The organism is Acinetobacter sp. CAU_H_29a_1 (genome assembly GCF_058599505.1).
In genome coordinates this window covers 2,152,427-2,175,643 of record NZ_CM178655.1, presented here as the reverse complement: position 1 = coordinate 2,175,643, position 23,217 = coordinate 2,152,427, and the positions used below count along the sequence as shown (strand labels likewise).

Annotated in this window: 23 protein-coding genes and 1 pseudogene; 9 read left to right on the top strand and 15 right to left on the bottom strand. The window is 40.6% G+C overall.

The window, feature by feature from the left end:
- Positions 1 to 23: 23 nt before the first annotated feature.
- The 4 genes from ybgC to AC4MDD_RS10845 form a co-directional block, all read right to left on the bottom strand.
- Positions 24 to 431, bottom strand: coding sequence for a tol-pal system-associated acyl-CoA thioesterase (gene ybgC / locus AC4MDD_RS10860; protein ID WP_004693869.1), 408 nt, complete (start codon positions 429 to 431; stop codon positions 24 to 26).
- 316 nt (positions 432 to 747) lie between these two features.
- Entirely contained in the window at positions 748 to 1,755 is a 1,008-nt protein-coding gene (ruvB, locus tag AC4MDD_RS10855) for a Holliday junction branch migration DNA helicase RuvB (protein WP_114837111.1), read from the bottom strand.
- Between the two features lie 221 nt (positions 1,756 to 1,976).
- The gene (gene ruvA / locus AC4MDD_RS10850) at positions 1,977 to 2,579 is read right to left on the bottom strand and encodes a Holliday junction branch migration protein RuvA (protein WP_004693861.1); all 603 of its coding nucleotides are present in this window, start codon (positions 2,577 to 2,579) and stop codon (positions 1,977 to 1,979) included.
- Between the two features lie 126 nt (positions 2,580 to 2,705).
- Complete coding sequence (locus tag AC4MDD_RS10845; RefSeq protein WP_491881608.1) at positions 2,706 to 4,046, bottom strand: deoxyguanosinetriphosphate triphosphohydrolase; 1,341 nt, start codon at positions 4,044 to 4,046, stop codon at positions 2,706 to 2,708.
- A gap of 439 nt (positions 4,047 to 4,485) precedes the next feature.
- Here AC4MDD_RS10845 and purL point away from each other — a divergent pair, with 439 nt between their 5' ends.
- Entirely contained in the window at positions 4,486 to 8,322 is a 3,837-nt protein-coding gene (purL, locus tag AC4MDD_RS10840) for a phosphoribosylformylglycinamidine synthase (RefSeq protein WP_491881607.1), read from the top strand.
- 48 nt (positions 8,323 to 8,370) lie between these two features.
- Here purL and AC4MDD_RS10835 read toward each other — a convergent pair whose 3' ends face one another.
- Positions 8,371 to 9,675, bottom strand: coding sequence for an IS4 family transposase (locus AC4MDD_RS10835; RefSeq protein WP_062032364.1), 1,305 nt, complete (start codon positions 9,673 to 9,675; stop codon positions 8,371 to 8,373).
- 125 nt (positions 9,676 to 9,800) lie between these two features.
- Positions 9,801 to 10,763: an IS30 family transposase gene (locus AC4MDD_RS10830; RefSeq protein ID WP_491881606.1), complete on the bottom strand. Its 963-nt coding sequence runs from the start codon at positions 10,761 to 10,763 to the stop codon at positions 9,801 to 9,803.
- Between the two features lie 251 nt (positions 10,764 to 11,014).
- Between AC4MDD_RS10830 and AC4MDD_RS10825 the strand changes: the two genes are divergently transcribed.
- The 3 genes from AC4MDD_RS10825 (at position 11,015) to AC4MDD_RS10815 (ending at position 12,357) form a co-directional block, all read left to right on the top strand.
- Positions 11,015 to 11,143 carry a KGW motif small protein gene (locus AC4MDD_RS10825; protein ID WP_004693854.1) on the top strand — a complete coding sequence of 43 codons (129 nt, stop codon included), beginning with the start codon at positions 11,015 to 11,017 and terminating at the stop codon, positions 11,141 to 11,143.
- Positions 11,144 to 11,267: 124 nt separating this feature from the next.
- Positions 11,268 to 12,038 carry an abortive infection family protein gene (locus AC4MDD_RS10820; RefSeq protein ID WP_491881605.1) on the top strand — a complete coding sequence of 257 codons (771 nt, stop codon included), beginning with the start codon at positions 11,268 to 11,270 and terminating at the stop codon, positions 12,036 to 12,038.
- Positions 12,039 to 12,042: 4 nt separating this feature from the next.
- Positions 12,043 to 12,357: an NGG1p interacting factor NIF3 gene (locus AC4MDD_RS10815; protein ID WP_491881604.1), complete on the top strand. Its 315-nt coding sequence runs from the start codon at positions 12,043 to 12,045 to the stop codon at positions 12,355 to 12,357.
- A gap of 232 nt (positions 12,358 to 12,589) precedes the next feature.
- Here AC4MDD_RS10815 and AC4MDD_RS10810 read toward each other — a convergent pair whose 3' ends face one another.
- On the bottom strand, positions 12,590 to 13,345 hold the full coding sequence (locus AC4MDD_RS10810) for a nitroreductase family protein (protein WP_205666834.1): 756 nt from the start codon (positions 13,343 to 13,345) through the stop codon (positions 12,590 to 12,592).
- 104 nt (positions 13,346 to 13,449) lie between these two features.
- Complete coding sequence (locus AC4MDD_RS10805) at positions 13,450 to 14,250, bottom strand: enoyl-CoA hydratase-related protein (RefSeq protein ID WP_004693847.1); 801 nt, start codon at positions 14,248 to 14,250, stop codon at positions 13,450 to 13,452.
- Positions 14,251 to 14,354: 104 nt separating this feature from the next.
- Between AC4MDD_RS10805 and AC4MDD_RS10800 the strand changes: the two genes are divergently transcribed.
- Both AC4MDD_RS10800 and AC4MDD_RS10795 read left to right on the top strand, forming a co-directional pair.
- Entirely contained in the window at positions 14,355 to 14,924 is a 570-nt protein-coding gene (locus tag AC4MDD_RS10800; protein WP_114837106.1) for a nicotinate-nicotinamide nucleotide adenylyltransferase, read from the top strand.
- Positions 14,925 to 14,967: 43 nt separating this feature from the next.
- Positions 14,968 to 15,564, top strand: a complete 597-nt coding sequence (locus AC4MDD_RS10795) for a YceI family protein (RefSeq protein ID WP_491881603.1) — start codon at positions 14,968 to 14,970, stop codon at positions 15,562 to 15,564.
- Positions 15,565 to 15,602: 38 nt separating this feature from the next.
- On the opposite strand, the gene AC4MDD_RS10790 is transcribed toward AC4MDD_RS10795, so the two are convergent.
- Positions 15,603 to 16,493, bottom strand: coding sequence for a LysR family transcriptional regulator ArgP (locus AC4MDD_RS10790; protein WP_491881602.1), 891 nt, complete (start codon positions 16,491 to 16,493; stop codon positions 15,603 to 15,605).
- A gap of 120 nt (positions 16,494 to 16,613) precedes the next feature.
- Between AC4MDD_RS10790 and AC4MDD_RS10785 the strand changes: the two genes are divergently transcribed.
- Entirely contained in the window at positions 16,614 to 17,213 is a 600-nt protein-coding gene (locus AC4MDD_RS10785; RefSeq protein WP_114837103.1) for a LysE/ArgO family amino acid transporter, read from the top strand.
- 72 nt (positions 17,214 to 17,285) lie between these two features.
- Here the strand turns inward: AC4MDD_RS10785 and AC4MDD_RS10780 are convergent, their stop codons facing one another.
- The 6 genes from AC4MDD_RS10780 to dapD form a co-directional block, all read right to left on the bottom strand.
- Positions 17,286 to 17,744 carry a peroxiredoxin gene (locus tag AC4MDD_RS10780; RefSeq protein WP_004693838.1) on the bottom strand — a complete coding sequence of 153 codons (459 nt, stop codon included), beginning with the start codon at positions 17,742 to 17,744 and terminating at the stop codon, positions 17,286 to 17,288.
- A 9-nt stretch (positions 17,745 to 17,753) separates the two neighbouring features.
- Entirely contained in the window at positions 17,754 to 18,446 is a 693-nt protein-coding gene (locus AC4MDD_RS10775; protein WP_491881601.1) for a Dph6-related ATP pyrophosphatase, read from the bottom strand.
- Positions 18,447 to 18,518: 72 nt separating this feature from the next.
- Positions 18,519 to 18,926, bottom strand: a complete 408-nt coding sequence (locus AC4MDD_RS10770; protein WP_004693833.1) for a hypothetical protein — start codon at positions 18,924 to 18,926, stop codon at positions 18,519 to 18,521.
- A gap of 16 nt (positions 18,927 to 18,942) precedes the next feature.
- Positions 18,943 to 19,611 carry a 7-cyano-7-deazaguanine synthase QueC gene (queC, locus tag AC4MDD_RS10765; protein WP_004693831.1) on the bottom strand — a complete coding sequence of 223 codons (669 nt, stop codon included), beginning with the start codon at positions 19,609 to 19,611 and terminating at the stop codon, positions 18,943 to 18,945.
- Positions 19,612 to 19,654: 43 nt separating this feature from the next.
- On the bottom strand, positions 19,655 to 20,365 hold the full coding sequence (gene queE, locus AC4MDD_RS10760) for a 7-carboxy-7-deazaguanine synthase QueE (protein ID WP_005399705.1): 711 nt from the start codon (positions 20,363 to 20,365) through the stop codon (positions 19,655 to 19,657).
- A gap of 95 nt (positions 20,366 to 20,460) precedes the next feature.
- Entirely contained in the window at positions 20,461 to 21,282 is an 822-nt protein-coding gene (dapD, locus tag AC4MDD_RS10755) for a 2,3,4,5-tetrahydropyridine-2,6-dicarboxylate N-succinyltransferase (RefSeq protein WP_004693827.1), read from the bottom strand.
- Between the two features lie 301 nt (positions 21,283 to 21,583).
- Here dapD and carO point away from each other — a divergent pair, with 301 nt between their 5' ends.
- A complete protein-coding gene (carO, locus tag AC4MDD_RS10750) occupies positions 21,584 to 22,300 on the top strand; it encodes an ornithine uptake porin CarO (RefSeq protein ID WP_333656106.1) in 717 nt (238 codons plus the stop codon).
- Between the two features lie 128 nt (positions 22,301 to 22,428).
- Positions 22,429 to 23,194 (top strand): annotated as a pseudogene (locus AC4MDD_RS10745) (IS5-like element ISAba31 family transposase).
- Positions 23,195 to 23,217: the final 23 nt, after the last annotated feature.

The following is a 23,217-nucleotide window of genomic DNA, read 5'->3' as shown; positions in this document are numbered from 1 at the left end:
TACTACATGTGCCAATAATTTTTTTAGTCTTGTCCTAATTCTTTTAGAATCAGTTCGCGGATTTCATCGGGAAGTCGACGTGGTTTCATTTCTGAACTGATACATGCCAATTCGACCTCACCAGATGCAAGCATGATTTCACCACGATAAATATTTTGTTGCAACACAAATGACGTAGCCTTACACGAAACAACACTTGCTGTAACAGTAATTAAATCATCCATTAAAATTGGACGTGAATATTTCACATTAATTTTGTGTACAACGAAGTTATAGTCTTTTTGATGCCAGTAATGATCTACACCAGAAGCACGTAACCACTCAGTACGGGTACGCTCCATAAAGCGAATATGATTGGCGTGGTAAACAATGCCACCTGCATCAGTATCTTCAATATAGACACGAATGTTGAATTCAAATTTATTCGCCATGAGAGTATTCCGTTTTTCCAGTTGTACGAGTCGATTTAGATTGACTTGGCGCTTTTATATTTAAGGACAGGGTCTTAAAATTGATGCACGTCAAAGCACTAATGCGTCGCAGTTTAGCATTATGAGATTTCACTCCAATGGCACAAGATGTCAAATATTGTGATTCATGGCTGTTGCGGGAGTTAAGCGCTGTATGGCTATAAAAATATAAGGATAAGGGAATGAATGGTTGTTTTAAGCTGCTGCTTATTTTGGCTGTGGCATTTGTGTTTAGTCCGCAGAAAATAAGGGAGAGTAACTCTCCCTCTAAAATTATTTATTTGTCTTTCGGTTCCGGCGGTGTCATACCAAACTGCAAATACGCCATATTGGTGGCAATACGACCACGGGCTGTCCGCATGACATAACCTTGTTGAATTAAATACGGTTCAATCACGTCCTCTAATGTACCTGAGTCTTCAGCCATCGCTGCTGCCAAAGCTTCTACACCACCAGGGCCGCCATCAAAACGTTCAAGTAACATACTCAAATAACGGCGGTCTAAAGTGTCTAAACCATCTTTATCGACATTCAGCATATCGAGTGCACGCTGAGCCATATCTTGTGTCACTTCACCAGTACCTTTGACTTGCGCATAGTCACGGACTCGACGCAATAAACGGTTGGCAATACGTGGTGTGCCGCGCGAACGACGTGCAATTTCTGCTGAACCTTCACGCGTAATAGGCACATCCATCAAATTGGCTGAACGAGTCACAATATGCGTCAAGTCAGTGACTGAATAGAACTCAAGGCGTTGCACAATACCAAAACGGTCACGTAAAGGAGAGGTGAGGAGTCCAGCACGTGTGGTTGCGGCAACTAAAGTAAAAGGAGGTAAGTCGAGCTTAATTGAACGCGCCGCAGGACCTTCACCAATCATAATGTCGAGTTGGTAGTCTTCCATGGCAGGATAAAGAATTTCTTCAATCACTGGTGAAAGGCGGTGGATTTCATCGATGAACAGCACATCACCTTCTTCAAGGTTGGTCAGCATGGCTGCCAAGTCTCCAGCACGTTCTAGTACAGGGCCTGAAGTCGACTTTAAGTTTCCACCCATTTCACGCGCAATAATATTGGCAAGTGTGGTTTTACCTAGTCCCGGAGGACCAAAAATTAAGGTGTGATCGAGTGCTTCACCACGACCACGGGCTGCGCCAATAAAGATTTCCATTTGTTCACGAACCACGGGCTGACCGATGTAGTCATCGAGTGAGGTCGGGCGGATAGCGCGGTCGATATGATCTTCGGGTTTTTCGGAACCACCGATGAGACGGTCTTGCATATAGTTAAATCAATCTCTGGCTGAACTTTCGAGGCACAGCCTCAAATTATGATTTGTGTTTAGGTACCATTGTGTAGGCATTGCCTTACTTTTGAAAGATCAAAAGTAACAAAAATCTTGTGTTGGATTGAGGATATGTCCTTATATCCCAATCCAACATGGCGCGACATCCATGTCGCCTTCGTGTATCCAATTTAGGTGTATTGGTGTGTCTATTTGAATTATTTATTCATGGATTTGAGAGCAGCACGGATGATGTCACTTGCTTCAGTAAAATCACCTTTTGCAGCATTGACCAATTTCTGTGCTTCTAGAGGTTTGTAACCTAAAGACTGCAATGCAGCTTCGGCTTCTGCAACGGCAGAGTTGCCTGTGAACTGGATTTGTTCAACGGTTGAGTTGCTTGGCGCTGTGCCTGAAGACATCGCTTTAAAACGATCACGTAGCTCAATCATCAAACGTTCAGCGGTTTTTTTACCCACGCCCGGTACTTTAACCAGGGTATTGATATCTTCATGTTCAACCGTATGAATGAGCATATCGACACTGAGTGTGGAAAGAATACCTAAAGCCATTTTAGGGCCGACACCGTTGACCTTTAACAGCGTGCGGAAAATGATTTTTTCTTGCTGGTGCAGGAAGCCATAAAGCAGTTGAGCATCCTCACGTACTGCAAGGTGCGTCCATAAGGTAATTTTTTGGCCTTTTTGTAGTTGGCAGAAGGTTGTCAGTGGTGTATCAATTTCATAACCAACACCATTTACATTTAAAAGTACGGTGGGTGCTTCTAGTGCGAAGACTTCACCAATAAGACATCCGATCATGTTGTGTGATTCACTTTTTTATCAATGGTTGCATAGTAGTGAGCATTGCGCAGAAAGGCAAAAGACTCACGGAAAATTGAGTTCGGATTGATGGCTTTATCATTAAACTGGATGTTGATGACTTATTTAAATCAATCCTGCCTTATTGCCTTGTAACTCTTGAGACAAGTTATACGCTTGGTGGTCTGAAAACTTAGAAATAATATCTAAGACTTGCATGATATTTTCATAATGGTTACTGCCAAAGTGCGCACCAGAACGACATAAAATCGCCATTAAGCGTTGTTCTTTAAAGCTCAATGTTTTATGTGGTGTAGTGAGCGGAATAAAGGCATCTAAAATGTTTTGTAAGCTTTGATGGGCAATAATTTCCAAACCCGCTTTTAGTGGGTGTTCAAATATTTTATCGCGTGCTAGATCCTTCGCGCGGTTAATGCCTAACTCAATATCAGCAGCACAGTATTGCAGTAAGCTGCCAGCCAGTTGTCCGCTTAAAATTTCAAAATGGTGCTTAGCAAAAGCCGATGTGACTTCTTCAACCAGACGTTTCATTACTCGTCCACGCAGGGCCGCAATTTTTTGCTGCCATGTGGTATCTGGCATTGACAGTTCAGTTGGTGCGCTATATTCACCAAGCAAGCTTAAAAAAATCGGTTCGACTTCTTCATAAGACAACATATTTAAAATAATGCCATCTTCAAGATCAATCAGGGCGTAGCAAATATCATCTGCTGCTTCAAGCAAATAAGTCAGCGGATGACGACAATAATGGTATTCACCTAGTTGAATCAGTCCGAGTTGCTCTGCAATTTGTTGCAGGATTTCTTTTTCTGCCTGATAGCAACCAAATTTGGCACGTTTACTGGCAGGAGTATTACCTTGTGATTCGATGGTTTTAGACAGCCACGGATATTTTAAGTAAGCCCCAAGTGTCGCATAGGTCAGACGCATGCCACCATCATTAGGATGGTAGTCAATTTTAGTCAGTAAGCGTAGACCTTGGGCATTACCTTCAAATTGACGCACATCGGCTTGTTCTTCTGGGGAAAGTTTCTCTAAAAAGTTTCCATGTGATGCATCGTCAAACCATTCACGAATGGCATATTCACCCGCATGACCAAACGGTGGGTTCCCAATATCATGTGCTAAACAAGCCGCTTGAATAATGGCTCCAACATCGGCAGGAGAAATCCACATTGGTAGTTCGTCCTTGATCTTTTCCGCTGCGAGCATGCCAAGAGAGCGTCCAATGCAGGAGACTTCGAGCGAATGCGTTAAACGAGTATGAATGCCATCGTGTTGAGTCAGAGGATGGACTTGGGTTTTTCGGTTCAGTTGGCGAAAGCTTTGAGAAAAAATAATTCGGTCATAATCTTTGTGAAATGGACTACGTGCCAATTCGGTATTTTGTTTTTTACTTCCAATACGAACTGTTGAGAGCAGTTCCAACCAACGCATTTGCATCATTTATCGTTATTCAGTAAGTCATTGGCTTCATCATGCCAAAAAAGTGTGACGAGCTCTAGAGGGCTGCGACATAAGTTGTCTTTTAATTTATGCAGTATTAAATTTTCATCAATAGGGCATCTTAAAGCAGTCATGTTTGATCTCAAGGAGACTAGCGACTTCGTCATTTGCAGCTTAAATATCAATTGAAAATGGTTTTTAGAACTGAATCAAAGCCTACTAAAAGTCGGGCATCTTTGAAACTTATCCCTTAAAACATTTGTTACTAATCATGTTTGATTTTTAAAGTCAAAGTAAATTGATCTTTTAAAACAAAGAAATCTCACTTTTTTAAGTCGTAGACGACTAGCTGATTTTGGCAATACACAGTAGAATATGCGCTCTCTTCAAGTCACATTGAGGTAGGTTGTCTAGACCTGCCCGTGGAGCCAAAAACAGCATGTTTATCGTTGCCGGTGCACCTGCACACTCTTCTTTTAAGCAAACACAACTTTTAACACGTCTATCGTCTATCAGTTCTGTTCAATCAATAGAAAGCCAATGGGTTTACCTTTTCGACCAAGCGCTCGACGAGCAACAACAGCAATCTGCTTTGCAGCTATTAAATGATGGCGCAACCTTCCAAGTTCGCGAAGCGACAAGTGATGAAGTTCAAGTCCTTGTGACGCCACGTGTAGGTACAATCTCGCCGTGGTCATCAAAGGCAACGGATATTTTTGCCAACTGTAATACCCCGATACACCGCTTAGAACGCGGTGTTTTGTTTACTTTAAAAGGTATTTCTGAAGTATCGGATGCAGTAAAACAAGTTTTACATGACCGTATGACTGAAAGTGTGTTCAATCAAATTGAAGACGCGGCTGCATTGTTTTCTGAAACTGCACCAAAGCCTTTAAATGCAATCGACATTTTAGGTCAGGGTAAAGACGCTTTAGTAAAAGCAAACTCTGAGTTTGGTTTTGCACTCTCTGATGAAGAAATTGATTATTTAGTTGCTGCTTTTAACAAGCTCGGTCGTAATCCGCACGATATTGAACTAATGATGTTTGCTCAGGCAAACTCAGAGCACTGTCGTCATAAAATCTTTGGTTCTGAATGGACAATTGATGGTGAAAAACAACCATTGTCATTATTCCAAATGATTAAAAACACTTATAAAGAATCACCGACAGACGTATTGTCAGCATATAAAGACAATGCTTCGGTGATTGTTGGTTTTGATACTCAGCGTTTCTATCCGAAGAAAGATGAAGCGACTGGTCACCACGTTTATAAATACAAGAGCCAAGCCGCTCACATCCTGATGAAAGTGGAAACGCATAACCACCCAACAGCGATTGCGCCATTTGCGGGTGCTGCGACAGGTTCAGGCGGTGAAATTCGTGATGAAGGCGCAACAGGCCGCGGCGGTAAGCCAAAAGCAGGTTTAACAGGTTTTACTGTTTCTAACTTGAATATTCCGGGCTTTGAACAGCCTTGGGAAGAAAACTACGGCAAGCCGTCACGTATGGCATCTCCGCTGCAAATTATGATTGAAGGCCCATTGGGCGGTGCTGCGTTTAACAACGAATTCGGTCGTCCTGCTTTAAATGGTTACTTCCGTACATTTGAACAAAATGTAAATGGCGACGTAAAAGGCTTCCATAAGCCAATTATGATTGCCGGCGGTTACGGTAACATCCGTCCTGACCACGTTGAAAAAGATGCAATCCAACCAGGCGATCTTTTAATTGTACTTGGCGGTCCTGCAATGCTGATCGGTCTAGGCGGTGGTGCTGCGTCTTCTGTAGACAGCGGTAAGTTGGGTGAAAACCTAGACTTCGCTTCGGTACAGCGTGAAAACCCAGAAATGGAACGCCGTTGCCAAGAAGTCATCGATGCCTGCTGGCGCATGGAAGACCATAACCCAATTGTGTCTGTGCATGACGTAGGTGCGGGCGGTATCTCAAATGCAATGCCTGAGTTGGTGAATGACCACGAACTGGGTGCGATTCTTGATTTACGTAAGATTCCTTCGCTTGAGCCAGGCATGTCTCCAATGGAGATCTGGTCAAACGAAGCGCAAGAGCGTTATGTGTTGGCGATTCGTCCAAGTTCTTTAGAATTATTTGAATCATTATGTGCACGTGAACGTTGTCCGTTTGCCGTTTTAGGTGAAGCAACAGAAGCGCGTCAATTGACGGTGAACGATCCATTGTTTGATAACAAAGCCGTGGATATGCCAATGCAAGTCATGCTAGGTGGCACACCTCGTATGAGCCGTTCGTATGAAACGATTGAACGTCAAGGCGACGACTTTAATGCATCTAAAGTTACAGATTTGAAAGATGCGATTTACCGTGTACTTAAAAACCCAACGGTTGCATCGAAATCATTCCTGATCACCATTGGTGACCGTTCAATTACAGGTATGGTTGCACGTGATCAGTTTGTAGGTCGTTGGCAGGTTCCTGTTGCAGATGCAGCAGTAACCACAACAAGCTTACAAGGCTATACAGGTGAAGCCATGGCGATGGGTGAACGTCCACCTGTTGCCTTGTTAAATCCTGCGGCATCTGCACGTTTATCGGTTGCAGAGTCGATTTCAAATATTATGTCTGCAAAAATCGACCAGATCAGTGACATTAAATTGTCTGCAAACTGGATGGCGGCGGCAGGGCAAAAAGGTGAAGACCAAGCTTTATTCGAAGGTGTAAAAGCCATTGGTATGGAAATGTGTCCTGCACTCGGTATTGCAATTCCAGTGGGTAAAGACTCATTGTCAATGCGTACGACTTGGAATGATGAAGGCGAAGACAAATCGGTGACTTCACCGATGTCAGGAGTCATCACAGCCTTTGCACCAGTGACGGATGTGCGTAAAACCTTAACGCCTGAATTGAAAAATGAAGAATCAGTATTGGTGCGTATTGATCTTTCTAAAGGTCAGTTCCGTCTAGGTGGTTCGATCCTTGCTCAGGTTTATAAAGCGATTGGTTCAGTGACACCTGATGTGGATAGTTTTGACGACTTCAAAGCATTCTTTGCATTGGTTCAAGACTGGAACAACCGCGGTTTAATTAAGGCTTACCACGACATTGGTGATGGTGGTTTACTTGCAACTGTTGCAGAAATGATGTTTGCAGCACGTCTCGGTGTGGCTTTAGAAGATCAATCAACTGAAAGTCTATTTGCAGAAGAAATTGGTGCAGTGCTTCAAATCAGCGCGTCTGATTGGGCAACACTTGCAGAAGAAGTTGCGGCATCTACATTACGCGATGCAATTGCGGTCATTGGTACGGTAAACAACACCGATCAATTGACTGTAAATGGCTTAGTGCTTGAACGTGCAGACTTGCAAGTGGCGTGGACTGAAGTATCACATCAGATCCAACGTCTACGTGATAACGTGGAAACAGCGGATCAAGAATTTGCATTGATCACGGACAAATCACATGCAGGTATTATTGCAAAACCTACATTTGATTTGAATGAGCCAATCGAAGCGCCGTACATCAATGAACGCCGTCCAAACATGGTGATCTTACGTGAACAAGGCGTAAACGGTCATGTTGAAATGGCTGCGGCATTCGACAAAGTTGGTTTCAACACTGTAGACGTACACATGAGCGACTTGCTTGCAGGTCGTATCAGCCTAGATGACTTTGAAGGTCTTGTAGCATGTGGTGGTTTCTCTTACGGTGACGTAATGGGCGCTGGTGGTGGCTGGGCGAAATCAGTTTTATTCAACCCGAAACTTCGTGACCAATTTGAAAAATTCTTCAATCGTGACGAAACGTTCTCTCTTGGTATTTGTAACGGCTGTCAAATGTTGTCGCAATTGGCTCCACTGATTCCGGGTGCTGAAGCTTGGCCGCGTTTCCACCGCAACACTTCTGAGATGTTTGAAGCGCGTGCGGTAAACGTTCGTGTTGAAAAATCGAACTCTGTATTGCTAGAAGGTATGGAAGGTTCAATCTTGCCTATCGCAGTTGCACATGGTGAAGGTCGTGTGGTGACAAGCGCGGATAACTTGGCTGCATTAAATGCAGGTAATCAAGTGATCTTGCGTTATGTCGATAGCCAAGGGAACCCAACTCAACACTATCCAATGAACCCGAATGGTTCACCAGAAGCGATTTCAGGTGTCACATCGAAAGATGGTCGTGCAACAATTATGATGCCGCACCCTGAACGTAACTTCCGTGCTGTACAGCATTCTTGGAAGCCTGAAGAGTGGACGGAAGATGGTGCATGGTTACGTATGTTCCGTAATGCACGTAAGTTCATTGGTTAATCTGAAGTCTGGGTTTTGAAAAGCCACCTTCGGGTTAATGCCAGTCAGTTAAGAAATTGACTGGCATTTTCTTGGATATTTTTGTGCTTTAATTTTCACTACTCGCGGACATTGCCTTTGCCTTTTTTCAGGTAATACAAATATTTTAGATTGTTCAAATAATTGCGCTAAATGTTTGGGTAGGTTTCCTGCTGATTCTAAAGGTGTGTGCCTTAAGATATTGATAATACTCATAGATGCAACATGGAAACTGATCCTTAAAGGACTCACCTTTGCATGTTCAGCGATAAACCTCATCTGTCTTCTTAAGATATTATATGCAATAAATACCCCCCACAATTCTTGATAGACCAAATCAGGTTGTTTGCTTCTTAAAATCCTTGCATCCTGTAAATCACTTTTAATTTCCCGATAACACATTTCTATTTCCCAACGCTGGATATAAAGCATTGCAAGGTCTTTGAATGGATAAACTTTAGAATCTGTTAATGATGTAATGTAACGTCTTATTTTTCCTGCATATTCAACTTCAATTAAACGTGCTTCCCAATAGTCACCCAATGACGGATTTATCTTTTTTGCTCTTGCTGAAACAGGCATTTTGATCTGAAAGTCATGGGCCGCATTATGATGAATCACTTCATAACGCAGGTTGTCCTTTGCTCGCATCAACCAATGACTCTCTTCTGCCTGAGATTGCCAGCTCACTAAAAAATCAGCAGAGAAGTAAGCACGATCAAATAGGGTAATACTGCGAACTGGTGCTTTTAATTGACTGGCTAAGGTTAATTCACCTTGATCCATACTGCCCATTTGGGCATCAATCATTTCATGGGTATTGGTATTCACCAGGCAAGTCGCTCTAACTTGTGGGTAAGGTGCAGCTGCTGTTTTGCCTTTGGATGAACCAAAGTGCTTAAAGTTTTCTTCTGTATGAGGCATAGACCAAACCACACCATCTACAGCACAAACGCATAGACCGTGAAAGTTGCTATATTGTTGTTGTGAGTCTTTAAACCATGCCTGACTTAATGTCGAAAATAAAGCACTCATGGGTTCTAAGCCTAAGCGTTGTCTTGCTTGTACGGATGCACTCGGTACACAGTATTCTGCCGTACCGAAAACAAGTTGCAATTGTTGAACCACATACCAAATCGGTTGATTTCGAAATAGAGCAAGTCCGATTACCAGCCAAACAACATGTTCAGCAGGCAGTTTTCTTTTTCGAATTGATGCTTTACCTGTTTGGTCTAAGCAATCTTCAATCCAGTTTAAATCAATCAATTCACTGAATTGTGAAAGTGAAGGTAAGGTTTGTTTTAATGTTAAATCTAGATTCTGAGATAAATTCATAAAAAAAGAGCGTATTTACATACGCTCTTTTTACAGCATTTTAACTTTTTTTGCTTAACTGACTGGCATTACACCTTCGGGTGGCTTTTTTATTGAATCGTTTTTTATTTTTTTAATTGGCGGATTCAAGCGGCAAGTGCAACAGTATAAAAACCAGCCATAACTTCACTCGGTGTATGCCAACCTAGTGTTTTTCTAGGACGATGGTTGAGTGCAAATTCTATCTGCTCTATTTGTTCGTTTGACACGTCATCAAACGATGACGATTTTGGCAGATATTGCCGGATTAAACCATTCGTATTTTCATTTCTAGCTCGCTGAATAGACTTGTAAGGATCAGCAAAATACGTATCTATGCCAGCATCAGTAATTCTTTTGTGTTCGGAAAATTCCTTGCCATTATCAAATGTCACACTATAAGCATGGCTCATCTGTAAACGATCTAATGCACAAGTAATCGTTTGAGAGGATGCTCTCGTTGACCCTAAATGAACAATATGTACGTACAGGCTCTTTCGATCAACGAGAGTCAATAAAGCACCTTTATGATGTTTACCAATCACCGTGTCACCTTCGAAATCTCCTAAACGTTGTCGTTGATCAATGACCTGGTGTCGGCAGTGAATACTTGTTTTATCAATGATTTGACCCCTACGATCCGTGTTTTTGTAACCGCGTTTTCGATATTTCTTCTGATGCCTTAAATGTAGATGAAGTTTACCGCCTTTTGATTTATCTTGATAAATGTACTGGTAAATCCACTCATGTGAAGGTACATCCAGCCAACCGCGTTGTGTTAAAGCACCTGAAATTTGTTCGGGTGACCAGTCCAAACCAATCAAATAATCAATATAAGCGAAGGCAAATGCTGTCATTGATGATGAAGGACGGTACCGTCTTTGACTTGCAAATTTAGCTGCCTGTTGAGCTCTATATCCACGTTGCCCAGTATTTCTTTTTAATTCACGGTAGATGGTTGATCGTGAACGTCCTAATTCCCGAGCAAGGGTAGCGATTGAACTTTTACTTTTCAAAGTAGCATAAATTTCGTATCTTTCATCTTGAGAAAGTTGGGTGTATTTCTTCATTGTGTGCTTTCCAATTGCGAGTTGAAAAAGTCTAATGATTCTATGAATACACCTAACTTTTTCAACTAATTACAAATGTGTTGCACTTGGGATTTGAATCTGCGATTCTCCCGCTGAAGTTGGTTTAGATTTTGCTTTTATATTTATGTAAAAGTGATATTGTGTAATAAATGCACAAATATCATGCAAAATAGAAGAAAGATGGATCACTAAACAATTTCAGTATCAACACTCATGTATGAGGTGATGACATGATTAAAACAGTTACATACGAAGCAGTAGATAAGTCTGCATTGCGTAAAAAAGGATGGAAGTTGTTTGCTGTGATTTTGAGCTTGCAATTGATCTTTTTGATTTTGGGTTATGCATTGCAGATGTGATTTTTGAAAGTTAAAGAACCAACGAAAGGTGGATTTTTATTGATGATAAGATATTCAAAAATATTTATGGCTTTATTTTTATATACTTATAAAATATTTAAAGTTTGAATATTTAAGATTAAAAATGACAGATTTAATAAAAACAGTTTCATTATTACAAGAGTTAATCATCTCTAGAGTCTTAGACAAATTAGAGCAAGGCTCTGACGAAGCATTTATTCAATTGAGAAATGAGCTGATTAAAATTAATAATCTAAAACCTTATCTTCCAACATTAGTGAAAAATTCTAGATCTTTAGATCAGGCGAATGACTATTTAAAAAATACTTTTAATGGTTATGAGGAATGTAAACAACATATCTATGATGATTTTAATGAATTGTTCGATGTCTTGGAAAGTTTAGATACAACTCCATTAGACCATCTAGTGATGAATAAAATTGAAGGTTTAAGTTCTGATTACATTCATCAAATATGGGGTAAAACTTTAGAAAGACGAAGTACAGATCCCGAAGGGGCAATTACGTTGTCGAGAACATTATTGGAATCTACTTGTAAGCATATATTGGATGACTTCAATGTTGATTATGGAAATAGTCCTGATATTAATCATTTGTACCGTCTATTAAACAAAAAGTTGAACCTATCTCCATCACAACATACAGAGCAAACTTTTAAGCAGATTTTGGGCGGTTGTAGTTCTATTGTTGAGGGATTAGGTGCATTAAGAAATAAAGTTGGTGATGCACATGGACAAGGGCAGAAGAATTTTAAACCATCTTCGAGACATGCAGAATTAGCAGTGAATTTAGCAGGAACCATGTCGGTGTTTCTTTTCTCAACTTGGGATATAAGAGCCGAGTCCGAAAAATTATCAAATTCTCATAAAGAGTAGTTCCATGCTCAAACTTATTTACTATGTTCCCGAATCACATCTTGAATCTACCAAACTTGCGATTTTTGAAGCAGGGGCAGGTGGTATAGGAAACTATGAACACTGTGCATGGCAGGTCTTAGGTACAGGCCAGTTTAAACCTGTAAAAGGAGCAAATCCGTTTATAGGTGCATTGGACGCTTTGGAGAAAATTCCAGAGTGGCGGGTAGAAACCATTGTTCCAGAGGAAAAAGCTTCTGCTGTGGCAAAGGCTTTAACATTAAGCCATCCCTATGAAGAACCTGCTTTTGAGTTTATTCAGATGGTCGATGTTCTTTAATGGTGAATCTAAAAATATATTTGAGACACGTTAACGGCATTCGCAACTATTTGAGGCAGGACTTAATTGATCAGATAAAGTTTCTGCGACTAAATAGATAAACGACGGAATAGAACGAGTTTTGCGAATGACAATGGTTTTGCCTACTTTTCCCGAAAGAAAAGTAGGTCGAACCGAAGGTTAATCCTGAAATTAAAACTTTAATGAAAGGATTCCATTGAGAAAACTAATATTAAACCTTCTGAATAAATAACTCACGATCAAAACGATACTGCGGGAAAAACACCCCATCTTCTGCACGCTCACCTGCACCAATCACCATCACAGGGTATTGCTGATCATTCAGATTTAACAGTTTACGCACCAAAGGCTCATCAAAACCTTCCATCATACAACTATCGAAACCATAGGCACGTAAAGCTAGCACTAGGTTCTCACAAGCTAAAGCTGTAGTTTTACTTGCCCAAAGTTTTGCATCGGCTTGATTAAATGCAGTTACTGGCAGTTGTTTGTCTAAGCTACGTGCAATTTTGAAAGCCACTTTCTTAAAGTTACCCAGTGCATTTAAGTAACCTGTCTTATAGTTATAAGGAATGAATTTATAATATTTCTGTACAGCCGCAGGCGCTTCAGGAAAAGGGAACTCTGTAATATTGCGTTTTGCCATTTCATCATTACGGTCTGTACGCGCGACACATACGATCAGTTCTGACGCCGTTTTAGCTGCCAGCTGGTTTAGGCAAGCTTTGACCAGCTGTTTTTTCTTAGTCGGATTCTGCACCACATAAAAAGTCCAAGGCTGTAAGTTAGATGAATTGGGCGCAAGTAGGGCCAAATCTAAACAGTCATCAAGCACATCAGCTGGAATTTCTTTCTTGGTAAATTTGCGAACCGAACGGCGGCTTTGGATGACTTTTTTAAAATTTTCGACATCGATGTCTTGTGGAGCAGGCTCAAAGTAACGCTTTTTTTCTGTAGTGTTCGACATAAGTAGTTTTTCCGAATGGGTTCTTAAATATGTTGGGACGGAAAATAAAAAAACCACTGTGTAATATGAAACACAGTGGTTTTTAGTGATTCAACGATCAAGGATTAGTTGAACTGGGTGAAATCAGGTTTACGCTTTTGCATAAATGCTGATACGGCTTCCATCATTTCTGGAGAGCCGACACGATCCATGAAAATTTCAGCTTCATGATCAATCCAAGCCACAATTTCATTTACATTGTGCTTCATCAACGCTTTAGACTGCACTAAAGAGGCTAAAGGTAAAGCAGACAACTGTGCCGCTTTTTTAGCTGCTGCTGCATACACATCATCTTCAATACTGTTGACAAGGTTTGCAGCAACTGCAGTTGCACTGTCAAACTTCTGAGCGGTCAGCAGTAATTCAGCAGCTTTATGATAACCCGCTTGTTCTACCAATAATTTGCTTGAAGCACCTTCTGGAGATAAACCAAGGCTAACAAATGGAATCTGGAATAGAGCAGTGTTGTCGCTATAAACCAAGTCACAATGTAACAGGATCGTTACCCCAATACCAATCGCCACACCACGTACAGCCGCAATCAACGGTTTAGAAAATTTTGCGGCAGATTTAAGTAAAATAAATGGAGGGCCTTCAGCCGCAGGTGCTTGACCTTTTTGCGCTGCAGATTTCATAAAATCTTGCATGTCGTTGCCTGCGGTAAAGTCCGCGTCTTCACCACGTAGAATGACAGCACGAACGCTATTGTCTAGATCTGCTTCATCTAAAGCTTTTGCGATCCATAAATAAAGTTCGCCATACAACGCATTCTTTGCTTCAGGACGGTGAATGGCTAATGTCAGTACGCCATTGTCTAATTTTGCATTCAAATGTTGATGAGGTTGTTGAATACAGCTCAGTGTCATCGTACTATCCTTGCTAGAAAGTTTGGTTTAATTTTATGGGCTCATTATGTCGCATAATTTTATGATCGACACAACTGACCAGTTCATAAAAAAGTAAAAGATTTATGCCATATACATTTGATTATCTCGTATTCATTGGTCGCTTCCAGCCATTTCACTTGGCACATATGCAAACCATCAAGATTGCTTTAGAGCAAAGTGAAAATGTCATTTTGGCTTTAGGCTCTGCGCAAAATGAACGAAATACGAAAAATCCATTTTTAGCATCTGAACGTGAAGAAATGATTTTATCGAACTTTTCAGAAGCACATCAAAAACGGATTCACTTTGTACATGTAATTGATGTTTATAATGATGTTAAATGGGTGCAATTGGTAAAAAAATTAGTGAATCATGTAGTCACACCTGAGGCGAAGGTTGGACTGATTGGCCATTTTAAAGATGATTCCTCGTATTATTTACAGCTTTTTCCTGAGTGGCAAATGGTTGAGCTCGATAGCTTACAAGACGCGATGTCTGCAACACCTGTTCGTGAGGCTTATTATCGAGGCGATATTTTAGAGCAGGCGTTTCCATTGGGGACCAGTGAGTTTTTACATAAATTCCAACAAAGTGAAATATATAAACAGTTACAACACAAATTTTTAACTCAGGACCCATCCAATTTAGACTAAGGTTCTCAGTCGAATAAAAATATTTCGACGAGGATCGAGTTCAATGGATAGAAAACAACAGACGAAACAGATTGCAAGTCATACGGTCATTAAAACTGCTTTGCTGATTGCAGGTGTTACATTTGCATTCAGTACTCAAGTACAGGCTCAGTCATGGACATTGACACCTCAGAGTAATGTAGGTTTTGAAATTAAATCCTTGGGTGTAACCGTTGTAAGAGCTAAATTTAATCGGGTGCAATCCAGCATGCAGTTTGATGCTAAAGCACCACAGCATGCTTCAACGAATTTTGTCATGGATGTAAATAGCCTAAGCTTGAGTAAACCTTCACTGAAAAATATGATTTTGGGTGAAGATTTGTTTTATGCATCCAAGTACAAAACCGCTAACTTTAAAAGTACCAGTTTTAAAGATTTGGGTGGCGGTCAATATAATATTGCCGGAAACTTAACACTTCGCGGCATCACCAAGCCTGTTAGCTTTAGCACGACCTTAAAACCAAGTGCTAATAATGCTAATCTGCTAGATGTTCAGTCCTCAGCCGTGATTAACCGAAGTGACTTTGGCATGAAAAAAGCCATTGGAGGTGTAGGCGAAAAAGTGAATATTCAACTGTCAGGGCAGTGGAAAGTGCAATAGAGGCTCCATGATCTCAAAGACCTATATTCAGGTCTTGTTTAATTCATCGCTGCGTGAGCCTGTTCAATTAAGAGATCTGTCAGCACATTTAACTGCACCGACTGCTGTTTCCAATGATGCCAATACAAAGGCAAATCGATATTGAGTTGAGGATCCACCTCAACCAATGAGCCATCCGCCAAACGCGGTTTGGCTTGGTAATAGGGTAACCAACCGTAACCGAGTCCCATCGTAACCGCATCAAAAAATGCGCTGGAAGACGGAATAAAGTGATGTGGATATTGAGTTGGATTGAGGCCAAACTTTTGTTGAATATACGCTGTATGGAGTTGATCTTTTGCGTTAAAGATCAGTGCAGGAGCTGCACGTAGAGACTCTCGGTTTACACCTTGGTCAAACCATTGCTGCGCAAAAGTTGGCGTGGCGACAAAACGATAGTTCATATTGCCAATGTATTCGGCTATGCAACCTTTCATGGCTTGTGATTCATCTGTCACACAGGCATTCACCAAACCAGCTTCAAGTAAGTGATGGGTTTGTGATTGGTCATCAACCTGAAAGTGCACCACAATCTTTTTTTCAATTAATGTTGATTGTAGCAAGGGCAAAAGCCATGTCGCTAAGGAGTCGGCATTGGTTGCAATGTTGATTTGATAAAAAGCAGAGGTGTTCATATGACCTGTGAGGTTCTGAATGAAACTTTGCTCTAACAGTCGGCTATGTTGCAAATAATGTAGCAGCGATTGACCTGCTTGTGTCGGGCGGCAAGGTCTTTCCCGCACAATCAGTAAATGCCCCAAACTTTTTTCTAGGCTTTGTACGCGTAAAGTGATGGCAGAAGCAGTAATGCATAGGCGTTCAGCAGCAAGGTCAAAACTTCCTGTTTCTGCCACTGCTAAAAATGCGTCGCACTGTTTATGGTTCAGCATATATTGAGGCTCACTTTAAACTAAAAATATTTTAGTTATATTGATATTTTCTAAATAATACTTAATTTAACTAAAAATGAAAGATAATCCTGACATCATCAATTAATTTGAAAAGTCAAAATGTTAAGTACATATGTACAAGGGCTTGCAGTCGGGATGAGCCTCATTATTGCCATTGGGGCTCAAAATGCATTTGTGCTAAAACAGGGGCTTAAAAAGCAGTTTGTTTTTTGGGTATGTTTTGTCTGTGCATTGTCGGATTCTATTCTAATTGTCTTAGGCGTTTCGGGTTTTTCAAAAGTGCTTCAGCACTATCCTGAAATTATTCAGTTTGCCAAATGGGCAGGGGCACTTTTCCTGTTTTGTTATGGATTCCAACATGCACTGCGGGCATTCAAATCACAGCAGGGCTTGGAGGCAAGTCCCATTGAAAAGCATCAACTAGTGAATATTGTTTTGCTGTGTTTGGCGCTGACTTGGCTTAATCCGCATGTGTATTTAGATACGGTTATTTTACTGGGTTCAATTTCAACACAGTTTGAGCAACCTGCGTACTTTGCTCTAGGAGCAGTGTGTGCGTCTTGGTTGTTTTTCTTTGCTTTGGGCTATGGGGCTCGTGTGCTTATCCCTATTTTTGCAAATCCGAAAGCGTGGAATGTGCTAGATGCGATCATTGCTCTGGTGATGTGGGGAATCGCCATTTCACTGCTTGTGAAATAAAAGCGTGTGCAAAAAAACTATAAATTAAAAAATCACAAAAAAACAAAGCCCGCATCTGCGGGCTTATATGCATTAAGCTTGTAATGCTTTTAAGTCTTCTAAAACTTGTTCAGCATGTCCCGCAGCTTTTACCTTACGATACTCTTTAACCAACTTACCGTTATGGAAAATAAAAGTTGAGCGCTCAATACCCATCACTTTTTTACCATACATATTTTTTTCTTTAATCACATCAAAGTGTTTACACAGTACTTCTTCTTTGTCGCTAATTAAATTAATGGTTAAAGCCTGCTTTTCTGTAAAATTCTGGTGCGCTTTAACCGAGTCACGTGAAACACCAATGATTGTGGTTTGTAGGGCATCGAACTGATCTTTTAAACATGAAAAACCAACGGCTTGAGTTGTGCAACCAGGCGTTGAATCTTTCGGGTAAAAATACACAATCAGCCACTCAGTCGGCACTTCAGTTAAGTTCACTTCACCCGTTGTGGCTGGAAAGTTCTGATTTGGAAGTTGGATGGTATCAGTCATGTTCTATCCTTAAATATCGCGTTGTTCTAATTCAAGTGGTAAAAAGGCATAATTTTCGTGATACAGAATATCACCTTTAACGACTGAAAGTGGATGTTTGAAAATTGGGCCATCAATCACCGTAGTGTGGAATTCACCCGCTTCACCACAAGGGTCAATACCTCTTGCAACCAGTTCATTGACATATTCAAGACTAAGCACTTGACCTAAGTCTTCAACTGTCATGCCTAAGTTTAAGTTGACCGTAACTATGAGGCTTTGAAAACCAAGCTGAATAAGCTCATGCACAATGTCTGAACGTGGACGTTGCCACAATGGCATACATAAGCTGAGCTTACTTTTGTCACACACAGATTGATTCCATTCGGCATGTGCCTTTAAATCAATATCACCTGTAACTAAGCTTTCTGCTCCAAGAGCTTGAGCTTTTCGTAACAGTTGAATGAACTGGTTTTCATAGTCTTGCCACGTCGCAGAGGCAGTGTAGATGGGAAGTCCAATTGCTTTGGCCTGTGCATGAATAATATCGAGGGACATCCCATGTGAGCGCGATTTCAGACCTTGCTCTTCTAACATGACGATTAATGCAACAGGTTTACCCATTTGCATAGCTTGGTATAAAGCAAGGCTGCTGTCTTTTCCACCACTATATGACGCAACAAATTTGCGATTTTGGGCGCGTGTATTCCATTGGGTGAGCATATTTTCAGATTCTATCTATTTTGAACATATAAAAAAGCCTGCATAGAGCAGGCTTTATTCACATTCAGTGAATTATTTTTTCGGAGCAGCTTTCATTGCTTCTTCAGTTAAAGATTTTAATTTACCTGTTAACTGTGGACCGAAACATGTTTGCAAGTCTTTATTTTGCTTTTGTACAAAAGCTAAAGTAGATGGGCTTTTCTTTTGGTTGATCGCACTTTGGATTTCCCATTTTTGTGCATTGGTCAACTTACCATCAGCTTCAACTGCACAAGTACAGTATTTGCTTACTTCTGCTGCGCTAAGCTTTTTGCTTTTTGCAGTTTCTTCTTTACAAACATTAATTAATGCCGATTTTACATTGCTGCTTTTATACGCTTCTTGTAATTTGTTCGATTCAGCAGCATTTGAAGCTGTAGCGAACAATGCAGCTGCAGACACCAATGTAGAAAGCAAAATGTTTGATTTTAAATTTTTCATAAACTGTACCTTGTCGTTACGGTATATAACGCGTTGGGTCTGTTACGCCAGCATCTGCAAAACCTTCTTTACGAAGACGGCAGCTGTCGCATTTCCCACAAGCACGTCCTTGGTCATCTGCTTGGTAGCAAGACACCGTTTGACTATAGTCTACGCCATGTTCTATACCTAAGCGAATAATATTTGCTTTGGATAAATGTAACAGAGGTGTTTCAAATTTAAGAGGTTTTCCTTCAACGCCAACCTTGGTTGCAAGGCGAGCCATGTTGGCAAATGCCTCAATAAATTCAGGTCGACAGTCAGGATACCCTGAATAATCAACAGCATTAATACCAATCACAATGGCTTCGGCATCTAAAACTTCTGCTGCTGCTAGGGCATAAGATAAGAAAATCGTGTTACGTGCTGGAACATAAGTTACAGGAATACCGACTTGTTCATGATCTGGAACATCAATGCTATGGTCTGTTAACGCAGAACCGCCCAAATTACCTAAATCGATATTAATGACACGATGTTCTACGCCTGCTTTTTTTGTCAGTTCGCGTGCGGCATCGAGTTCAGTGGTAGAGCGTTGACCATACATAAAGCTCAGCGCTGTACAGTCATACTGTGCTTGCGCCCATGCTAAACAAGTTGTTGAGTCTAAACCGCCAGATAACAAAACTATGGCACGAGGGCGCATACAAATTTCTCCAAATATAAATTAAAGATGAATAGGCAATGTATTAGCGACCAGTTTCGTCATTCCAAAGCAACTTGTGGAGTTGGAGTTGGAAGCAAACAGGGAGATGGTCTTCTAATATCCATTGCGCTAAGTCACGTGCAAGTTGAGGTAAACGAGCAGCACCTTTCTCAACGGCAAAAGCAGGAGAGAACCATACTGTGCTGACTTTTTCATTAAGTTTATAGTCTTCAACTTGCTGTTTTGACCACTCATAATCCTCACGGTTACAAATTACAAATTTGATTTGGTCGTGCTGGGTTAAATGGTCGAGATTCGAAAGCAAATTTCGTGCAACTTCGCCTGAAGTTGGAGTTTTCAAATCTAATACTTTTGAAACACGTGGATCAACCTTAGACACATCTAAAGCACCACTGGTTTCTAAAGAAACTTCACAGCCAAGGTCAGCAAGACGTTGCATTAAAGGCAACGCATTGGGCTGTGCAAGGGGTTCACCACCTGTCACGCAGACATAAGGGGTTTTAAAATCAAGCGTGGTTTGAATAATCTGATCTAAAGATTGGCGTTCGCCACCTTCAAACGAGTAGGTCGTATCGCAGTATGTACAACGTAGTGGACAACCCGTTAAACGAATAAAAACTGTTGGCAGTCCTGAGGTGTTGGCTTCTCCTTGCAAAGAATAAAAGATCTCCGTGATACGTAGACCCGCAGAAGGATCAGAAACAGGGATAGCAGAAGATCGAAGCGTATTCATAGCAAAATTAAACCACAGGTTAGAAAAACAAAAATCTCTACGGCTAGTCTTAACCGTAGAGATGAGGAACTTGAGTTCCGCACGACAACTAAAAATTATTCGTCGCGTAGTAAATCGTTCAAGCTCGTTTTAGAACGTGTTTGTGCATCTACTTTTTTCACGATGATTGCAGCATACAGACTATAAGTACCACATTTAGAAGGTAAGCTACCTGCAACTACAACAGAACCTGCTGGTACACGGCCGTAGTGAATTTCGCCAGTTGCACGGTCAAAAATCTTAGTCGATTGACCAATGAACACGCCCATAGAAATTACAGAACCTTCTTCTACGATCACGCCTTCTACGATTTCAGAACGTGCACCGATGAAGCAGTTGTCTTCAATAATCGTTGGGTTTGCTTGAAGTGGCTCAAGAACACCACCAATACCTACACCACCAGATAAGTGAACGTTTTTACCAATTTGAGCACATGAACCCACAGTTGCCCATGTGTCAACCATGGTGCCTTCGTCAACATATGCACCAATGTTCACATAAGAAGGCATTAACACCACATTTTTCGCTTGGAAAGAACCTTTACGGGCAACCGCAGGAGGAACAACACGTACGCCAGCCGCTTTAAACTGTTCTTCAGTCCAACCTGTAAATTTGGTATCTACTTTGTCGTAGAATTGAAGGTCACATGACTCAATTGGTTTGTTGTCATTTAGTTTGAATGATAAAAGCACGGCTTTTTTCACCCATTGATGAACAACCCACTCACCATCAATTTTTTCAGCAACACGTAATGTCCCGTTATCTAAACCAGCAATGACTTCCTCAACTGCTGCACGAACTTCAGCAGGACAGTCCGCTGCTGTAAAATTCGCACGGTCTTCAAACGCTTGTTCAATAATTGTTGAAAGCTGAGACATGATCTTCCTTCCAGAAAAAAATTTTCCTGATTTTACACTATATTGTGCAGAGAATAGATGAAAAAACAGCATAGGATCGGAAATAATAATTAATGATTGGATATAAGGCGTTTAAGGCCAGTTTAACTAGAAGATTAAGTAAAGAATTGTGATTTAAAACAACAAGAAAGTATAAAATGTATCAAAAAATAACAAAAACAACCTAAATTTAGAATAAAAAACAGTCAAGAGGTGTTTTATGATGGGCTCATCAAAAAATTGTAAATGATGTAAAAAAATCTTTGCTTGGAGGAGAAAAAACATGAAATCATTACGTTTAGTTGCAATCGCAGCAGCAATGTCGGCGGTCGCAGGTACAGCTTTTGCTGATGATGCAGTCGTAAAAGATGGTTATGCTTTTGACCAAAATAAATTAATTCCTACTGGTGTTCGTGCTGAAGTCGGTACAACAGGTTATGGTGGCGCTTTGTTGTGGACAGCTAACCCATATGTGGGTTTAGCGTTAGGTTACAACGGTGGTGACATTTCGTGGTCGGATGATGTGGAAGTTGACGATGTAAATTATGATGTCGATATGGATAACAATCTGACTTATTTAAATGCAGAAATTCGTCCATGGGGTGCAAGTACTAACAAATGGGCGCAGGCTGCATATATTGCCGCAGGTGTTGGTTATGTTGATCAACAATATGGTCTACAAGCCCGTAATGATGGTGGAACGATCAAAGTTGATGGGAAAGACACAGGCTTAAGCCAATTAAGCTATGACCTTGACTATAGCAATAATATCTCACCATATTTAGGTCTTGGTTATTCACCTCGAATTAACCAAAACTGGGGTGTCTTTGGTGAAGTCGGTGCATACTATACAGGCAACCCAACAGTATCGAACATAAAATATCAAGGTGGTGACAATGTTGATGCAGCTTTAGTGGCAGAGCACATCAATGAAGTGCGTAACGATGATAAATATGAGTGGATGCCAGTTGCAAAATTGGGTGTAAGTTACCACTGGTAATTAACACATAAAAAAACGAGCTTCGGCTCGTTTTTTTATGTCTGACTTTAGGGTGTGTTGACACTTTTAGCTTAAAAAAATAGCGAAGTAGTAAAATCAAATCGCCAAACCCAATTTTACTATTCGCTATGCCTCGTACCATGCTGACAGATCAACACTGGCAAAAGTTGAAAGTTATTCTGCGTAATTTATCCATTCACCACAACTCAAATTTACGCAATTTTATTGAAGCTATTCTCTATAGAATTAGAACAGGCTGTCCGTGGCGAGATATTCCTTGTTGTTTTGGTCATTCAAACTCTATTTTCAAACGTTTTAATCGTTGGTCAAGCAGCGGTAAGTTACTTAGATTATTCAAATTATTAGCCTCATGCCCCGATATGGAGTGGATTTTTATTGATGGCTCTCATGTACGTGCTCATCAACATTCTGCCGGCATAGCGAATCAATCTATTTCTAAAAGTGTAGGAGGAAACTCCTCAAAAATACATTTGATTGTTGATGCACATGGCAATCCTATTGATTTCATGATTACCGATGGAACCACACATGATGTTAAAGTTGCACCTGATTTAATATCAACATTAGATTTAAAAGAGACAAAAGTGGTATGTGCAGATAAAGGCTATGATTCAGAACCACTGCGTGAACAGATCAGGAAAACAGGCACTAAAGCGAATATACCAAAGAAAACAAATAGCCAATCGAACAATGACCATATGGACTGGTATTTATATAAAATCAGGCATTTAGTTGAAAATATGTTTTGTAGATTAAAGCAATTTAGAGGAATAGCTACTCGATATGACAAGCTCAAAAGAAATTATCAAAGTTCTGTTGCTTTAGCCTGTATATTTTTATGGCTACCTTTATAGGGTTAATTATGAACAGTAAGTGTCAACAGACCCTAGCTAAAT

Excerpts from the sequence above, each read along its gene's own strand:
- AC4MDD_RS10830 (WP_491881606.1), bottom strand. The coding sequence starts at position 10,763 with ATGAAGAAATACACCCAACTTTCTCAAGATGAAAGATACGAAATTTAT.
- carO (WP_333656106.1), top strand. The coding sequence starts at position 21,584 with ATGAAATCATTACGTTTAGTTGCAATCGCAGCAGCAATGTCGGCGGTC.
- AC4MDD_RS10800 (WP_114837106.1), top strand. The coding sequence starts at position 14,355 with ATGCCATATACATTTGATTATCTCGTATTCATTGGTCGCTTCCAGCCA.
- AC4MDD_RS10780 (WP_004693838.1), bottom strand. The coding sequence starts at position 17,744 with ATGACTGATACCATCCAACTTCCAAATCAGAACTTTCCAGCCACAACG.
- AC4MDD_RS10820 (WP_491881605.1), top strand. The coding sequence starts at position 11,268 with ATGACAGATTTAATAAAAACAGTTTCATTATTACAAGAGTTAATCATC.
- AC4MDD_RS10785 (WP_114837103.1), top strand. The coding sequence starts at position 16,614 with ATGTTAAGTACATATGTACAAGGGCTTGCAGTCGGGATGAGCCTCATT.
- ybgC (WP_004693869.1), bottom strand. The coding sequence starts at position 431 with ATGGCGAATAAATTTGAATTCAACATTCGTGTCTATATTGAAGATACT.
- AC4MDD_RS10805 (WP_004693847.1), bottom strand. The coding sequence starts at position 14,250 with ATGACACTGAGCTGTATTCAACAACCTCATCAACATTTGAATGCAAAA.
- AC4MDD_RS10790 (WP_491881602.1), bottom strand. The coding sequence starts at position 16,493 with ATGCTGAACCATAAACAGTGCGACGCATTTTTAGCAGTGGCAGAAACA.
- AC4MDD_RS10815 (WP_491881604.1), top strand. The coding sequence starts at position 12,043 with ATGCTCAAACTTATTTACTATGTTCCCGAATCACATCTTGAATCTACC.
- queE (WP_005399705.1), bottom strand. The coding sequence starts at position 20,365 with ATGAATACGCTTCGATCTTCTGCTATCCCTGTTTCTGATCCTTCTGCG.
- AC4MDD_RS10825 (WP_004693854.1), top strand. The coding sequence starts at position 11,015 with ATGATTAAAACAGTTACATACGAAGCAGTAGATAAGTCTGCATTGCGT.
- AC4MDD_RS10845 (WP_491881608.1), bottom strand. The coding sequence starts at position 4,046 with ATGATGCAAATGCGTTGGTTGGAACTGCTCTCAACAGTTCGTATTGGA.
- dapD (WP_004693827.1), bottom strand. The coding sequence starts at position 21,282 with ATGTCTCAGCTTTCAACAATTATTGAACAAGCGTTTGAAGACCGTGCG.
- AC4MDD_RS10810 (WP_205666834.1), bottom strand. The coding sequence starts at position 13,345 with ATGTCGAACACTACAGAAAAAAAGCGTTACTTTGAGCCTGCTCCACAA.
- ruvB (WP_114837111.1), bottom strand. The coding sequence starts at position 1,755 with ATGCAAGACCGTCTCATCGGTGGTTCCGAAAAACCCGAAGATCATATC.
- ruvA (WP_004693861.1), bottom strand. The coding sequence starts at position 2,579 with ATGATCGGATGTCTTATTGGTGAAGTCTTCGCACTAGAAGCACCCACC.
- AC4MDD_RS10795 (WP_491881603.1), top strand. The coding sequence starts at position 14,968 with ATGGATAGAAAACAACAGACGAAACAGATTGCAAGTCATACGGTCATT.
- AC4MDD_RS10770 (WP_004693833.1), bottom strand. The coding sequence starts at position 18,926 with ATGAAAAATTTAAAATCAAACATTTTGCTTTCTACATTGGTGTCTGCA.
- AC4MDD_RS10835 (WP_062032364.1), bottom strand. The coding sequence starts at position 9,675 with ATGAATTTATCTCAGAATCTAGATTTAACATTAAAACAAACCTTACCT.
- AC4MDD_RS10775 (WP_491881601.1), bottom strand. The coding sequence starts at position 18,446 with ATGCTCACCCAATGGAATACACGCGCCCAAAATCGCAAATTTGTTGCG.
- purL (WP_491881607.1), top strand. The coding sequence starts at position 4,486 with ATGTTTATCGTTGCCGGTGCACCTGCACACTCTTCTTTTAAGCAAACA.
- queC (WP_004693831.1), bottom strand. The coding sequence starts at position 19,611 with ATGCGCCCTCGTGCCATAGTTTTGTTATCTGGCGGTTTAGACTCAACA.